Source organism: Lacticaseibacillus huelsenbergensis, assembly GCF_029726355.1.
GTDB classification, from domain to species: Bacteria; Bacillota; Bacilli; order Lactobacillales; family Lactobacillaceae; genus Lacticaseibacillus; species Lacticaseibacillus casei.
The window spans coordinates 494,173-508,824 of the sequence record NZ_CP120687.1; the positions used below are offsets into that span (position 1 = coordinate 494,173).

At 49.9% G+C, this 14,652-nt stretch carries 11 protein-coding genes; 7 read left to right on the forward strand and 4 right to left on the reverse strand.

The window, feature by feature from the left end:
• Nucleotides 1–340 precede the first annotated feature (340 nt).
• The 4 genes from LHUE1_RS02190 to LHUE1_RS02205 all read left to right on the forward strand — a co-directional run bounded on the left by LHUE1_RS02190 (nucleotide 341) and on the right by LHUE1_RS02205 (nucleotide 5,742).
• A complete protein-coding gene (locus LHUE1_RS02190) occupies nucleotides 341–1,441 on the forward strand; it encodes an ABC transporter permease (protein ID WP_049170043.1) in 1,101 nt (366 codons plus the stop codon).
• The gene (locus LHUE1_RS02195; protein WP_049170044.1) at nucleotides 1,441–2,634 is read left to right on the forward strand and encodes a hypothetical protein; all 1,194 of its coding nucleotides are present in this window, start codon (nucleotides 1,441–1,443) and stop codon (nucleotides 2,632–2,634) included. The genes LHUE1_RS02190 and LHUE1_RS02195 overlap by 1 nt, the downstream gene beginning before the upstream one ends.
• Before the next feature lie 14 nt (nucleotides 2,635–2,648).
• Complete coding sequence (locus LHUE1_RS02200; RefSeq protein WP_049170046.1) at nucleotides 2,649–3,527, forward strand: ATP-binding cassette domain-containing protein; 879 nt, start codon at nucleotides 2,649–2,651, stop codon at nucleotides 3,525–3,527.
• Nucleotides 3,528–3,687: 160 nt separating this feature from the next.
• On the forward strand, nucleotides 3,688–5,742 hold the full coding sequence (locus tag LHUE1_RS02205) for a KUP/HAK/KT family potassium transporter (RefSeq protein ID WP_049170048.1): 2,055 nt from the start codon (nucleotides 3,688–3,690) through the stop codon (nucleotides 5,740–5,742).
• 135 nt (nucleotides 5,743–5,877) lie between these two features.
• Here LHUE1_RS02205 and ppdK read toward each other — a convergent pair whose 3' ends face one another.
• From ppdK to LHUE1_RS02220, 3 genes are all read right to left on the reverse strand, one after another.
• Nucleotides 5,878–8,508 (reverse strand): pyruvate, phosphate dikinase, encoded by a 2,631-nt coding sequence (ppdK, locus tag LHUE1_RS02210; protein ID WP_217774504.1) that lies wholly within the window; start codon nucleotides 8,506–8,508, stop codon nucleotides 5,878–5,880.
• Nucleotides 8,509–8,669: 161 nt separating this feature from the next.
• The gene (locus LHUE1_RS02215; protein WP_275043031.1) at nucleotides 8,670–9,257 is read right to left on the reverse strand and encodes a CBS domain-containing protein; all 588 of its coding nucleotides are present in this window, start codon (nucleotides 9,255–9,257) and stop codon (nucleotides 8,670–8,672) included.
• A gap of 160 nt (nucleotides 9,258–9,417) precedes the next feature.
• The gene (locus LHUE1_RS02220; RefSeq protein WP_025013311.1) at nucleotides 9,418–10,089 is read right to left on the reverse strand and encodes a 2,3-bisphosphoglycerate-dependent phosphoglycerate mutase; all 672 of its coding nucleotides are present in this window, start codon (nucleotides 10,087–10,089) and stop codon (nucleotides 9,418–9,420) included.
• A gap of 178 nt (nucleotides 10,090–10,267) precedes the next feature.
• On the opposite strand from LHUE1_RS02220, the gene LHUE1_RS02225 reads away from it, so the two are divergent.
• The 3 genes from LHUE1_RS02225 (at nucleotide 10,268) to LHUE1_RS02235 (ending at nucleotide 13,322) form a co-directional block, all read left to right on the forward strand.
• Nucleotides 10,268–11,374, forward strand: coding sequence for a low temperature requirement protein A (locus tag LHUE1_RS02225; RefSeq protein WP_217774503.1), 1,107 nt, complete (start codon nucleotides 10,268–10,270; stop codon nucleotides 11,372–11,374).
• A 305-nt stretch (nucleotides 11,375–11,679) separates the two neighbouring features.
• Nucleotides 11,680–12,861 carry an RNA-guided endonuclease InsQ/TnpB family protein gene (locus tag LHUE1_RS02230; RefSeq protein ID WP_213291506.1) on the forward strand — a complete coding sequence of 394 codons (1,182 nt, stop codon included), beginning with the start codon at nucleotides 11,680–11,682 and terminating at the stop codon, nucleotides 12,859–12,861.
• A 176-nt stretch (nucleotides 12,862–13,037) separates the two neighbouring features.
• Entirely contained in the window at nucleotides 13,038–13,322 is a 285-nt protein-coding gene (locus LHUE1_RS02235) for a chromosome partitioning protein ParB (RefSeq protein WP_047105507.1), read from the forward strand.
• A gap of 160 nt (nucleotides 13,323–13,482) precedes the next feature.
• On the opposite strand, the gene LHUE1_RS02240 is transcribed toward LHUE1_RS02235, so the two are convergent.
• A complete protein-coding gene (locus tag LHUE1_RS02240; protein WP_047105506.1) occupies nucleotides 13,483–14,598 on the reverse strand; it encodes a lactate oxidase in 1,116 nt (371 codons plus the stop codon).
• Nucleotides 14,599–14,652 lie beyond the last annotated feature (54 nt).

Below are 14,652 nucleotides of genomic sequence, written 5' to 3' on the forward strand. Positions count from 1 at the left end.
CGGCTGTCGATTTTCCAATTTTGTTAGGGGAGTTATTGGCGGTCTGCGAAGTTTATATCATAGAAGGACGATACTGGATGTATTTGCGGTTATACGAACCAACGTGTCATTGCCTTGACTGCGGCGCTAAAGACTGCCCGGAGTTCTCCGAGACTGAAACGCGTTCGCAGTCGCAGAAATCTACGTGTAAGGACCTCAAGCCTAAATGGCCAAAAACCAGCCATTTTGGCTTGAGGCCGCTTACACTCCGATTTCTAAACGCTCCTGCTCACGCTCTACCCATTTTATGGTATTCTGATGGCAACCGAATTAAAGTCATTTTTCGAAATGGAGGCCGGGCATGGGGACACAGTTGGGTTTTGATTGGCGTCAAATGGTTCATTCGCGGAAGAATCTTGCCTTGGCAGGGTTGTTTGTTGCGGCTTTTATCATTGGCTTTTTTGCCTTGATGTGGACGCATCGCTTGGACGTCGGACAGACGGCGCAGGCGACAGCGAATGCGGCGGTCGCTAATTATGCCGAATATAACTTGGACACGTTGAGCAAGTCGCAGAAGCCGTTGCTGGCGAATCTGGACGCTCAGAATTCAGCAACCGGCGTGATTGGCTTGGGAATTAAGCTTGGTGAGCCCGATACAACGCGGAACGGCTTGCTGAGCTTACGCAATGCGCAGCTGGAGATGCGGCAGCGGCATTTTAAAGCGATCAACACGATGCCATTGCCGCCGCTTCATCAGCTAAAAGGCGATGTTTTGACCCTCACAAGACTAAAAAATGATGACAAACCTGCCGTTACCGGGGTGACAACCAGCAGTTCTTACATAGTCACTATCTTGCCTTATCTCAGTTGGCTCACCGGCGCGGCGGCTATTTTGCTTGCCTGCGATAGTTGGGTCGAACGGCGGCGCCACCAGACATTGATGACCGCACGTCCGTTAACGGCTGGCGTGGCCGGCAGCAGTCGGGTCCTGACGTTAACCGGATTTTATCTGCTTATTCTGGCGGTCGGCTTGCTGGTGATCGTTGCGTTGCCAGCAATGTTTAATGGCCTCGGCGATACTGCCTATCCGCTAGCGGTCATGGGTGAGACCTTACTACCGCTTTGGCAATATCTTTTGCCGTTCGGTGGTCTGACTCTATTGGCAGGTATCTGGATCATTACTTGTTGCATGTTGATTAACACATGGGTAACAAATGCTTATCTGACAACCTTCATTGTGACCGCAGCTGCTTTATTGCCACTTATGCTGCCGCAAGTCTTCCGCTGGCTTTGGTTCCTCCCTTTGCCGTATCTCGATAGTTACGCCACTTTAAGCGGCACGCTGGTTGACCGGCTCAATCAGCCGCTTGCCAGCGTGGGCGTCGGTGCAGCCCTGTTACTTGGCTGGGCCATCGTCAATCTGGGGCTTTTTGGCTATCGCGTTAAAAAGGAGGATGCCTGATGCGCTATTTTCGGTTTCAACTCCACCAACTGCTCACCAACCGCAAAAACTTAGCCGTCATCGGCATTGCCTTGGTTGCGCTACTGTGTCAATTTGTCTTTTTTCCACCCAACAACGTGCCTGCCGAGCTGCCGACAAGAAATGCGCTGACCCGCGATCGCGATAAAAATGTGGCTTTTGTCAATGAGCCTCATGGTCCCCTGACAGCTAAGTGGGTACCAGCTACCCGTGAGTTTGCCAACATCGAGACACGCATGTTAAACGCCCAAAAGCAACAGCACACGCAATCGTATGTGAAGGCAACCTTGCATTATCTGGCATTTTTAGGTCAAAACGCCGCCAATCCTGATGCCCAATCCAGTCCATTTCACTATCCGCTTTCCTATTATTTTGAAAATCGCCAGTATCCAGATGCCGACGCGGCCTTTGCCAATGCGACCATGTACCGTTCCCTGGAACCGCTGGCTAAACAAGCCCATCCCGACACGGCCACGGTTAAGCAACAGACCTTTTGGCAAACCCTGTTTCGTGGTGCGTCCGGCGGCTGGTTGACGGCGTTATTGATCGTCACGATTTTGTTTGCCAATGATTTGCTGACGCGCGAACAACGCCATCGCAGCATTGCCCGCCTGTTGCCTATCAGTCCCTGGCATGCTGTCAATGCCAAAACATTCACGGTCTTCACCGCATTATCTGGCTTTTTAATGGCTGCGATTGCAATCATTGCGGCTTTTGTCATCCCGCAACACGGCCTGGGGTCATTGTCGGCCACGATTGCGTATTATGCGAAAGACGGCATGTCGATTAAACTGGACCCCTTAGTGCTTGGCATTGCGCTGCCGACGATTCTGGGCCTAACCCTCTTATTAATGTGGCTGTTCATTCGCCTGAACCTGTTGTGCCAGTCGCTTTTTCATAACGAATTAGTTGGGCTGGTTGTCAGTGCCTTTTTACTATTTGGGGAGCCACTTTATTTCATGCACGGCATTGCCTTTTCGGTTCCGCAAACGGCTTACTATCTACCGGGTTACATGAATCCGGCGGCAATCGTTAGCGGCTTACAGAATTTTCGTTACGATACCAGTCGCATGAGTCCGCTGGCTGCCGTCGTCGTTATTGGCAGCGTGATTCTTATTCTTGAAGTCTTACTGTTCATCGTCACGCATCGCCGGCGCGCCGCCATTATCAAGTAAACGGAGGTCTCACAATGGAACTGCAATTACAAAGTCTCGCTTTGAGTTTTAAAAATAAGCCGCATGTCATTGACAACATCAGTCTCACCATGAGCAGTGGCTCGATTGTGGGCATCGTGGCGCCTAATGGGACAGGTAAAACCACCTTGTTGCGCCTGATCTTGAATGACCTCAAGCCGCAATCCGGTAAGGTTGTCTTAGACGGGCAAACCTATGGCAGTCAAAAGCAAAGCCTTGCGATGCATCGGCAAATGTGTCTTTTCCCGGTTCAAGACGACCTTTATCCCGACTTGTCTGGCAAAGCGCATCTTGACTATTACGCGCGACTTTGGCATAACCGGAAAAAAAGCGTCAAGCAAATCATCACGGCACTGGATATGCACGATTATGTCAATCAGCCGGTGCGTACCTATTCGATGGGGATGAAACAGCGGCTTTGCTTTGGCATGGTCATGGCGGCAAACACGCCGATTATGCTGCTGGACGAGTTCATGAACGGTCTGGATACGATCAACGTCGCGCGCATGTCGCGAATTCTGCGCGGCTTGCGGGCGGAAGGCAAGCTGATTATCACCGTGTCGCACTTATTGAACAATCTGCAGGGCTATGCTGACCTGATCTACTTTATGCGTGATGGTAAAATCATCAAAACGATCGATCAACATCAACAGCAGCCCTTGTACATTCAAGTGGCGGCCGACAACGCCAACCGTCTGCCGCGGATGCCGTGGCAACATTACCCGAATGGCCTATTGGTTTTGCCGGTTAATGAACTTCCCGGCCAACATTTCAATCAATTGTTGCTGGGACTTGCCGCACATCACATTGCCTTTAAATTGGCACCGCTGGATCTTGACACTTACTTCAATGAATTTTACGAAGCCGAGCGTTAATAGACAGTTTGTTCTAATCGGCCAAAACCGCTTATCCGCGGCTTTCGTTGCTTAATGACAATGATCGCACGGAATTTTGTAAAATGAATTAAGCATATCTGCCTTACATTGGCGCATGTTTCTGCTACAATGGCGTTATTACTTTTCAGGGGGTGCACGAATGGCGTCAGGCTTGGCTGCTAATAAGAAGCTGCAGCATAAAATTTCTGCCGCAGCTTTACTTGTAACACTCGGTGTTGTTTACGGAGATATCGGAACATCGCCGCTTTATGTTATGAAGTCAATCGTTGCCGGAAACGGCGGCATGGGACACTTTGATACCGATTTTTTGGTCGGATCTGTTTCGTTGATTTTCTGGACCTTGCTCATCATCACCACGATCAAGTATGTGTTGATCGCGTTGCGGGCTGATAACAACGGTGAAGGTGGTATCTTCGCCTTGTACACGCTTGTTCGCCAGCGTGCCCGTTGGTTAGTCCTGCCAGCCATGATCGGCGGGGCTGCTTTGTTGGCTGATGGCATGTTGACGCCGGCTGTGACGGTGACAACGGCGATTGAAGGGCTCAAAGGCGTCCACATCAATGGCAATATTCTGATTGACAATCAGCAACAAGTCATTTGGGTCACGATTTTTATCATCACCTTTTTGTTCTTCATCCAGCGCTTTGGCACCGATCTCATCGGCAAGGCGTTCGGCCCCATTATGTTTGTGTGGTTCACCTTTTTAGGCGTTGCCGGCTTTCTCGCATTGTCAAAAGACTGGTCAATGTTACGCGCCTTGAATCCTTACTACGCGCTGCGTTTGCTGGTTAGCCCGGATAATAAGATGGGCCTGTTTATTTTAGGCAGCATTTTCCTGGCGACCACCGGGGCCGAAGCGTTGTATTCGGACATGGGCCATGTGGGGCGTGGTAATATTTACTTAAGTTGGCCTTATGTTAATATCTGTCTAGTGTTGAACTACTTTGGCCAGGCAGTGTGGCTGGACCGCAATTCGCATGTGACGGCGTTTAACAAAATCAGTGATTTCAACCCATTCTTTCAGATGCTGCCGGAAAGTATCCGGCTGGGTGCGATTATTTTGGCAACCTTAGCTGCGATTATTGCGTCACAGGCCTTGATTTCCGGTTCTTACACATTAGTTTCCGAAGCCATCAAACTGCGCTTCTTGCCGCGGTTGCACATTGTTTATCCAACCCGGCTTAAAGGCCAGCTGTATATCCCGGTTGTCAACACCATTTTGTGGGTGGCGTGCCTGGCAATCATCGCCTACTTCAAGACTAGCGCCGAAATGGAAGGCGCCTACGGATTGGCCATCACGATTACCATGTTGATGACCACCTTGCTGCTGTATCAATACTTACGGGTCCACCACGCGCCAACTGTGATCGCACTGGGTACCTTGATCTTCTTTGGCGCCATCGAAACGGTCTTCTTCATTTCCAGTGCCGTTAAGTTTCTCCATGGTGGCTATGTCACCGCAATGATTGCCTTTGTAATCCTAGCGATTATGTTTGTCTGGCAATACGGCGGTCGGATTCGCGACGACAACACGTACCGGGCAGAAATGGCTTCACTATTCGCTTATAAAAAACAGCTTTCCGAATTACGTAGCGATCCGAACTATCCGACTTATACCACCAATTTGGTGTATATGACCCAGATTGCCAATGACCACTACATCAAAAAAGAAATCCTGTACTCGATTCTGGATAAACGGCCAAAACGTGCCCAGGTTTATTGGTTTGTAACGGTCAACGTTACCGATGAACCTTACACAGCCGAATACACGACTGACACTTACGGCACCGACTACATGGTCAATGTCCAACTGTTCCTAGGCTTCCGGATGGAGCAACAGGTCAACGTTTTCCTGCGGCAGATTGTCAATGACATGATGCGCGAAGGCGAATTGCCAACCCAGCCGCAGAAATACACCACCATCCCGGATCGGCAGGTCGGTGACTGGACGTTTGTACTTTTACATGAGGAACTGTCACCACAGACTCAGATCAAAGGCTTCCAGAAAACGATCATCCAGGCGCGGCTATGGCTTCAGCGCGTGACCGTTTCACCGGCTCAATGGTTCGGCCTGGAATATGCCGATACACTCGATGAGACCGTACCGCTTGTGCTTGGGAAGATTCCGATTACCAAGTTAACGCGACTAAGCAGGTCGCAGGTTGATGCTCAGGCGGAAGACGAAGACGATTAAGTCGAAAATCAAATTAATTAAAAAGGTGCACCACAAGTCATGAAGCAAATTTTGCTGCCGACTTGGGTGCATCTTTTTATATGGTCTGAATCGCGGTCATTTGACCGCGATTATTTTTACATCGGTCATTGCGGATTACGAACGGGCCTTTGCCTTTGTCGTGGCCCGCAACGTTGCCTGAGCCGCGGCCAGTCGCGCAACGGGGACGCGGTATGGTGAGCAGGAAACGTAGCTGACGCCGATGCTGTCAAAGAAAGCAACGGAATCTGGATCGCCACCGACTTCGCCGCAGACGCCGATTGGCAATTGCGATTTTGTCGCACGGCCTTTGTCAATTGCCATCTTCATCAACGTGCCAACCCCTTCAGTGTCGACCGTTTGGAATGGATCGGCTGGCAGGATTTTCTTTTCCAGGTAGGCTGGCAGGAATGAGCCGACATCGTCACGTGAGTAGCCGAAGGTCAACTGGGTGAGATCGTTGGTGCCGAAGCTGAAGAAATCGGCAGCGTTGGCGATAGCGTCAGCGGTGACACATGCGCGCGGTGTTTCGATCATCGTTCCGACTTCATACGTCACCTGAATGCCTTTAGCTGAGGTCATCTGTTCGATTTCGTTGCTAACCAGTCGGCGTACCCAACGCAATTCGGTTTCCGAGTTAGTGAGCGGAATCATGATATGCGGCGTCACCGTGACGCCTTCATCGGCTAACCGGAAGACCGCATGCATCATCGCCCGAACCTGCATGGCGTAGATGTCCGGGAAGGTAACGGCTAAGCGATCGCCGCGATGGCCTAGCATCGGATTGACTTCTTTCAGCGCCGCCATCCGCTCGCGTAACTGGTTCTGCTCTAGACCCAGCTCATTGGCCACTTCGTTAATTTCGCGTAAGTCATGCGGGAGAAATTCATGTAATGGCGGATCCAGTAAGCGAATTGTGACACTTTTACCTGTTGCCAGACGATATAAATCGTAGAAATCCTGTTCCTGCATTTTCTCTAAGGCAGCCAGCGGTGCTTTGCGGCCTTCCGCATCTTTTGCCAAAATCAGCCGCCGCATCTGCAACAACCGCTCCGGCTGGAAAAACATGTGCTCGGTCCGAGTTAGCCCGATGCCATCTGCACCAAAAGCCAGTGCCTGCTGCAGATCCTTTGGCGTGTCGGCATTGGTGTAAACACCCATCCGACTCGCTGCTTTGGCCCAGTCCAACAAGGTGGCTAGGCTTTCCTTAACCATGGCGGCGGTGGTTGTGATGCGCCCGCGATAAAGGTGCCCGGTTGTGCCATCGACCGATACCCAATCGCCTTCATGAAGCACAATGTCGCCAACTGTGGCTGTTTTGGCGTGTTCATCGACACTCAGCGCGTGCATCCCCACGACGCCGGTGGCTCCCATGCCGCGGGCAACCACTGCTGCGTGTGAGGTCATGCCGCCGCGAGCGGTGACAATCGCCTGACTGACGATCATCCCTTCAATGTCCTCCGGTGAGGTGTCCTGCCGCATCAAAATAACCTGATGACCGGCTTCGTGCGCGGCTTTGGCCTCCGCAGCCGTGAAGTAAACTTCGCCGGTTGCCGCGCCGGGAGATGCCGGCAAACCGGTGGCTAAAACGTCATGGGCGGCCAATGCCTGCGGGTCAAATTCCGGATGCAACATGTCACTCAGCGATTTCGGCTCAATCCGCATTAAGGCTTCCTGCCGATCAATCAACCCTTCATTGACCAAATCGACGGCAATTTTAACCGCGGCAGCCGGCGTCCGTTTTCCGTTACGCGCCTGCAAGAGATAGAGTTCGCCATGTTCGATCGTGAATTCAAGATCCTGCATGTCGCGATAATGCTGCTCCAAAGTCGTGGCGATCGCAGCCAGCTGATCGTAGACTTCTGGCATTTGCTCATGCAAGACCGCAACGGGTTGCGGCGTCCGCACGCCGGAGACAACATCCTCACCTTGGGCATTTAAAAGATACTCACCAAACAAGGCGCGTTTGCCGGTCGCCGGATCGCGGGTAAAGGCCACCCCGGTACCGGAATCTTCACCGGCGTTGCCGAAAACCATGGTCTGCACATTAACGGCTGTACCTAAATCTTCAGGAATATGATTTTCGCGCCGGTAAATCACTGCCCGCCGATTGTTCCACGATTCAAACACCGCAACAATCGCCGCTAAGATCTGAGCTTTGGGCGATTGCGGGAACGATTTGCCTGCGTCTGTGTAAAGCTGTTTGAAGGCCTGGATAATCCGCTTCAGATCATCGGTGGTTAACGCCAGATCGGACGTGTACCCCTTTTCCTGTTTGATCGCGGTCAAAACATCATCAAACGCACTTTCCGATAGGCCGTAGACGACATTGCCAAACATGGCCAGCAATCGGCGATAACTGTCATAGGCAAAACGCGTATCCGCCGTCAGCGTTGCCAGCGCCTGCACGGTTTGGTCGTTCAATCCGATATTCAAAATCGTGTCCATCATGCCAGGCATCGAAATCGGTGCGCCGGAACGAACCGAAACCAGTAGTGGCGCGGTCGGATCATCAAAACGTTTCCCGGTAGCCTGTTCCAATGCCTGCAAATGTTCGTCCAGTTCAGCCAACAAGGTATCTGACAGAGCATGTTGCTGCTGATAGTCGTGGCAGGCCGCCGTTGTCATGGTGAATCCCGGAGGAACCGGTAAGCCAAGATTCGTCATTTCGGCAAGATTAGCCCCTTTGCCACCCAATAAAGCCCGCATCTCCATGTTGCCTTCTGCAAACACATAGATTTGTTTCATCACAAATCCTCCCATCCGTTAAATATGACGTTATATATGTTCGCTATATAATGTATTATTTAGCTCTTGAAATTGCAAGCGTTTACACTTGAAAATTGGCCTATTTGTTTTAAGTTTTTTTAAAGCACGAAAAAAGCCGCTGGCAGTATTCGCCAAACAGCTTATGGGGCAAGGGTTTCGATCAGATATTTAAAAATGCGATTCTTGGTAATTTTTCCAATGACATGCGTGTCACCACGGTTTTGGACTACTGGCAATGAATCAACGTTGTGTTTAAGCAGCAACTTGCTGGCGTCCATAATCGTGGTATCAGCCGTCACGGTGACGACATTGGGCATCCGAGTCATCACGATACTGGCAGGCAATGTCGTGTCGCGACCAGTAAAGCTGGCCCGCAGCAAATCCTTACGCGAAATCAAACCAACCAAGGCGCCGTCATCATCCAGTACATACAAGGAACCGACATCGGCGATAAAAAGCTTGGTCACCGCTTCTTCCATCGAGGTCGTGAGCTTGATTTCCGTTGGTGGAAGCAGGATTTTGGCAATTGCCGTTTTAAACAACACCTCGTTGCCGGCCGGTAAAATGCTGGCACCCTGGTAGGCGTAACCCACTTTAGGCCGAGCGTCCAGAATGCCAATGGTTGTCAACAGACGCAAATCGGCCCGAATCGTGGCCAAACTGATTTTTAACTTGGCCGCTAATGTTTCCCCGGTCATGGGGCTGTCAGCCTTCAACAGCTGAACAATTTTACGTTGACGTTTGGTAAGTTGCGTAGGTGCCCCCTCCTTTTTATAATCAACAGTATAACATTTTTGAGATATATGACGTGATATTCAACCTTAAAAAGCTGGAATATGCCAAAAGAAATCCGGCACATCGGGTAAACCGACCTTGCCGGAATTATCTTCAAAGCGTTTGTTTTTTAAGAATCTTCAAGTGATCATCAAGTGTATAGACAATCGGCTGCGCATTGCCGATTTCGACTTTGTTGATACCGGCGTCGCTGATGTCTTCCATGTACTTAACCAGCGCCCGTAGCGTTGATCCATGGGCCACGATGAGCTGATTCTTGCCTGCCATGAGCCGCGGCGCCAACTCGGCACTCCAGTACGGCAGCAAGCGTTCACTCGCATCCGCAAGACTTTCACCCCGCGGAATAATGGTGGCCGGGTACTGGTGGTAACGGCGCGAACGACTGGGATGCGCCAGCAACGGCGGATGCGCGTAAAAACTGCGCCGCCAGCTGGCAACCTGATCCGGGCCAAAAAGTTTGCGGGTCAGGTCTTTGTTGATCCCGCGCAGTGCCCCATAATGCCGTTCATTCAGTCGCCAACTTTTGGTAATCGGCAGGTAATTCTGCCCGATCTTGTCCTGCACAATGTAAGCAGTCATGATCGCGCGCGACAGCACACTGGTGTGGACATGATCAAACAGGATCCCGGTTGTCGCGATCTTGCTGCCGGCCTCGGCTGCTTGAGCCTTACCATGCGCGGTTAACCCCACATCGGACCAGCCGGTATAAGTATTTTGTTGATTGGCAATGCTTTCGCCATGGCGTAAAAGGACTAGTTTGACCAAATCGCAACCTCCCTAACCAAACTAGTATAACAATCTCAGCAGAATTAGGGTAGTCCGACCGAATCCGAATCCGGCTTGGCAGCAACTGCTTTGCCGCCAAGTCACGAAAATGATAGGCTACTATATATTGAGACAAGCAAGGCGAGCACTGCCTTAGCTTTTAGAAAGAAGGATGCTCATGGCCAAGTCGCTTCGATCGGTCACGATGGTCGAGCTTTTTTATGATTTGATTTTTGCCTATGCTGTTGGTCGCATGGCGCAAACCCTGGCTTTGCCGGTGCATGGCAGGATCGCACCGCAAATAATCGGGGAATTTTTATTGATGCTGCTGGTGTTTTGGGTGATTTGGACCTACCAGACCGTCTTAACGAATCAGTTTTCCCATCCCCAATGGCGCCACAACCTTTTTAGCCTGTTCAACATGTTCTGGGTCATCGTTTTAAGCACCGCCATCACCAGCGATCTCGCTACAACCAAGTGGCCGTTTCAGTTGAGTATGGCAGTTCTATTTTTGAGTCTGGCAAGCGAATATGGCCTGACTTGGCGAAAAAGTCATGCGACCCTCGCCAAAATATCCGGACTGACACTTGCGACCGGTAGTGTGATTGCCTTGATATCGCTCTTTCTGAAGCCGTACACCCTCTCGTTCGCTGTCTTTTTTGTGGCAATTATCGGCGCCGCTTTGATGCCATCCCTGGTTTGGCGACCAAATAGAGCCCCACTGACCGATCTCGCCCATTTAAGCGAACGGTACGCGTTACTGGTTTTGTTGATCTTCGGCGAATCGATTATTGGCGTGGCGGACACAGTCTATGCCGGTCTTTCCTTCCCGGCAGCACTTTTCTTCCTGGTCGTCATGCTGTTGTTTGTGGCCTATCAACTCGTCTATGATAACGGCCTCAATCGCCGGCAGAAAAATGGCGGTTTAGCGGTGATCCATCTGCATTATCCGCTCATGGCCGCGATTCTCAGTCTCAGCACATTGATCCACTTATGGTTGGCGCACTTACTTGATCCGCAGTGGTTTGCTTTTGCCATCACCCTCACTTTGGCCGTCTACTATTTCAGTCTCATCGGCTACCTAAGTGCTTATCCGATCAAGCGGATTGACATTGGCTTTAAGCGCTGGTTCTACTTGGGTTTCTCACTCTTGATCTTCGGTGTTTACAGCTTGATGACATCGGTTATGCCGCTACCCTTCCTGCTCGGCTTGACCGCCTATCTCCTCGCCGACACACTTTATCTTTGGCAATTCATTTTGCATCCTAATGGACCAATGTATTAGGGTGTATAATCAAAGAGTGTAAACCAGTTCACTCTGAACTGATAAATGCATCCAAGAAAGGAGAGGATGTTACCAGCACTCAAATATGTCGAATAATATGGAATTAAGCGGTACAACATGGACAGAATAATTAAGTGGAAGCTGTCCGTGTGTTCAAACCAAGCTAATCTGCGAAATGTATTGACAAGAGCCTGAATCGGTACTGTATGATGGTTCTTACCAAGCGCTAGTATTGGTTTGAACGTCTACTCCAAGCTTCTTCTCAAGTAGCGTTTAACCAGCTAATTGAGAGGAGGTGACAACTTTTGATTAAAACGCATAAGATTAAACTCTATCCCAATGCAACCATGCGGCGTGAACTGGAACGATTGTTTAACTATCGCCGATTTTGCTGGAATCAAGCTCTCGAAACGTGGAATACCATGTATGATGCATCTTTGGTGATGGCAGACAAAACGTTGCGGCCTAATGAACGCAAAGTACGGGACGAACTGGTTTGGAATAAAGCCGATTGGCAGTACGAACGATCGGCTCAAGTTTTAAAGCTTGCGGTAAACGACTTAAGCAAGGCTTGGAAGAACTACTTCAATCCGAAGATGCCAGATCACGATAAGCCTAACTGGAAATCTAAGAAACAATCCCGAAAAACGTTCAAAACGGATCGAGCGCAACTTGTGAATGGCAAGTTACGTTTAGATAAACCTCATGGTGCTGGTGCCTGGTATGACATCAAACTAGCCGAGCAACCCCGCTGGCAAGGCGAACTGAAACAAGTTTGCGTTGTTCAAGACGCGGATGGTTACTACGCTTCGTTTTCGATTGAGGTGTCAACCTCTGTTGAAAAACGGCCGGTTTTATCTGTCACTGGGGTTGATGCCAACATTGGCAAGTTTGACTATCAAACGCCAACTGGCTATGCCACCCAGTCCACCTTACCTGAGCGATTACCAAGAATTTATGCCCGTATTGCTCATTATCAGCGCCAATTAGCCCGCAAACGAAAAGTAAATCCCAAGCGTTTTAACTCCAAGGCTTATCGCACAACGAGAACCAAGTTGAAGCGTCAATACCAACGAGTTGAACGGATTCAAACGGATTTACTGCAAGAGTTTACGACGAAGCTTATCACTGATTATGATCTCATTGGGATTGAGGATTTGGATAATCACCATATGCGTATGAACAAACGTCTCGCCAAGAATTTGCATCGATCCCTGTTTGGCAAGTTCAAAGTGATCATGCAGTACAAGGCTGACTGGTATGGGAATACGTTAGTACTAGCGGATCGGTTTTACCCCAGTACGCAACGCTGTTCCCGCTGCGGTTATGTGAAAACCGCTGATGAACGGGTCACGCTAAGCGGCAACTTGAAACATCGTACCGGTCACGATGACTATCATTGTTACCAGTGTGGCGTTAAGTTGCGGCGAGACGAAAATGCGGTTGAAAATCTTGTGGCTTATGCAAAATCAAAGGTTACGGGGTAGGCTATACCCTTAAAGTTCAGGAGACGGTCACTGTCGGGCTGATTTATTTCAGAGTGGGAATACCGTTGTTGATGGGACTAAATGAAATGTAGGATGTCAATCAAGAAAGGAAATATATAAAACCTTTATTGGTGTCAAAGAGACATTCTTCCACGTTTTATATAGCAGAGCTTCACATGACAACCTATGATGTCACCTTCAACACAGTTGATGGCAAATCACTGATCAAGCGTAACGTCGAAAGCGACCACGAAAATGCCCGGGTTTGGGAAGACGCGGTGGAACGGTTTGACGCTGATCACCTTTACATCAAAATGAATGACAAGACAATGGTCAGCCTACTGCGGCGAGCCGTTGTCAGAATCGATATGACGGAACTGCCAAGTGATATCGAAAAACGCGCTAATCGACGCGATGAGTTCCGTAATGCCATGTACACACTGAGCCAAATCGGCTTGTAGATCGGCTGTCAAAACCCGGTCATTGAATGACGTGGTTTTGATGATGAATGAACATATAGCTGACTTGCTTAATTCACAAGCACGCCAAAAAAAGAATCCGCCTCGGCTCAAAGCCAAAGCGGATTCTTTTTTTCGTCTTAAGGATCTACCGACACCGAAACTAGTCAGCGTAGTTAAAATGGGTTAATGGTGCGTGCTTGACGTCCTCAATTGTCTTGGTTCCGGCAAGTTGCATGATGATTTCAAGTTCGTGGTCAATTTGCTCGAACACGCTTTGAACCCCTTGAGCACCGCCTAAAGCCAAGCCGTAAATAACCGGACGGCCAAATGCAACCAGGTCGGCACCGGCCGCTAACGCCTTGAAAGCGTGGCTGCCGCGGCGAATGCCGGAATCAAAGATAATCGGAACGCGCTTGTTGACAGCCTTGGCAATAGCCGGCAAAACATCAAAGGAAGCCGGGCCACCATTCAACTGCCGGCCGCCATGGTTAGAAACATAGACAGCAGCTGCACCTGCGCCAATTGCCCGCAAAGCATCTTCCGGTGACTGAATGCCCTTAACGATCACCGGCAAGTCCGTGTACTCCGCAATGCGGCGAACATCGTCTTCACCGATCTTCTGTGCGGCAGAGGCATAAATTTCGCCGATACCCTTACCTTTGCCGTCGCCTTCGGAATACTTTTCCAGGTTTGGCATTGGGATTGGGAATTGAAAGTTATTAATGATATCTTCTTCGCGATAGCCATCAACGGTCGCATCAACGGTGAGGATAATCCCCTTGACACCGGCCTTTTTGGCTTCATCAAGCAAGCTCTTGTTAAAGTCCCAATCCTTGCTCATGTATAGCTGGAACAATTGCGGCGCACCATTGCCGGCTGCTGCTGTGTCAGCAATTGATGTTGAACTGTAGGTGCTTTGTGCCATCAAGCCACCAACTGCAGCAACACCGCGGGCGGTATCTTTTTCACCCTGACTGTGTGCCAGTCCTTGAGCCGCTGTCGGCGCCATCATGACTGGTGTCTTCAAGTCAATGCCCAAGAAGCTGGTCGACAAGTCCGGTGAGTCAATATTCGACAACGCCTTCGGAACAATCTGTGCATGATTGAAAGCCTTGGTGTTCTCGGCTAAAGTCCATTCATCTTCGGATCCGCCAACAATGTACCCGAATCCGCCTGTTGGAATAATCTTCTTTGCTTCATCCGCCAATGACGGCAAATTCAAAATATTCAGTTTTTTCTCTGCATCGCTCTGTTCGTAACCATTAACAACTGTCATGTGTCAAAAAGCCTCCCAAGTTGCTTACTTATTAGAACACTTATTAGTGTAACA

What these genes read in the sequence shown, in the direction of transcription:
- LHUE1_RS02190 (WP_049170043.1), top strand. Translation starts at nt 341, where the DNA reads ATGGGGACACAGTTGGGTTTTGATTGGCGTCAAATGGTTCATTCGCGG.
- LHUE1_RS02195 (WP_049170044.1), top strand. Translation starts at nt 1,441, where the DNA reads ATGCGCTATTTTCGGTTTCAACTCCACCAACTGCTCACCAACCGCAAA.
- LHUE1_RS02200 (WP_049170046.1), top strand. Translation starts at nt 2,649, where the DNA reads ATGGAACTGCAATTACAAAGTCTCGCTTTGAGTTTTAAAAATAAGCCG.
- LHUE1_RS02205 (WP_049170048.1), top strand. Translation starts at nt 3,688, where the DNA reads ATGGCGTCAGGCTTGGCTGCTAATAAGAAGCTGCAGCATAAAATTTCT.
- ppdK (WP_217774504.1), bottom strand. Translation starts at nt 8,508, where the DNA reads ATGAAACAAATCTATGTGTTTGCAGAAGGCAACATGGAGATGCGGGCT.
- LHUE1_RS02225 (WP_217774503.1), top strand. Translation starts at nt 10,268, where the DNA reads ATGGCCAAGTCGCTTCGATCGGTCACGATGGTCGAGCTTTTTTATGAT.
- LHUE1_RS02235 (WP_047105507.1), top strand. Translation starts at nt 13,038, where the DNA reads ATGACAACCTATGATGTCACCTTCAACACAGTTGATGGCAAATCACTG.
- LHUE1_RS02240 (WP_047105506.1), bottom strand. Translation starts at nt 14,598, where the DNA reads ATGACAGTTGTTAATGGTTACGAACAGAGCGATGCAGAGAAAAAACTG.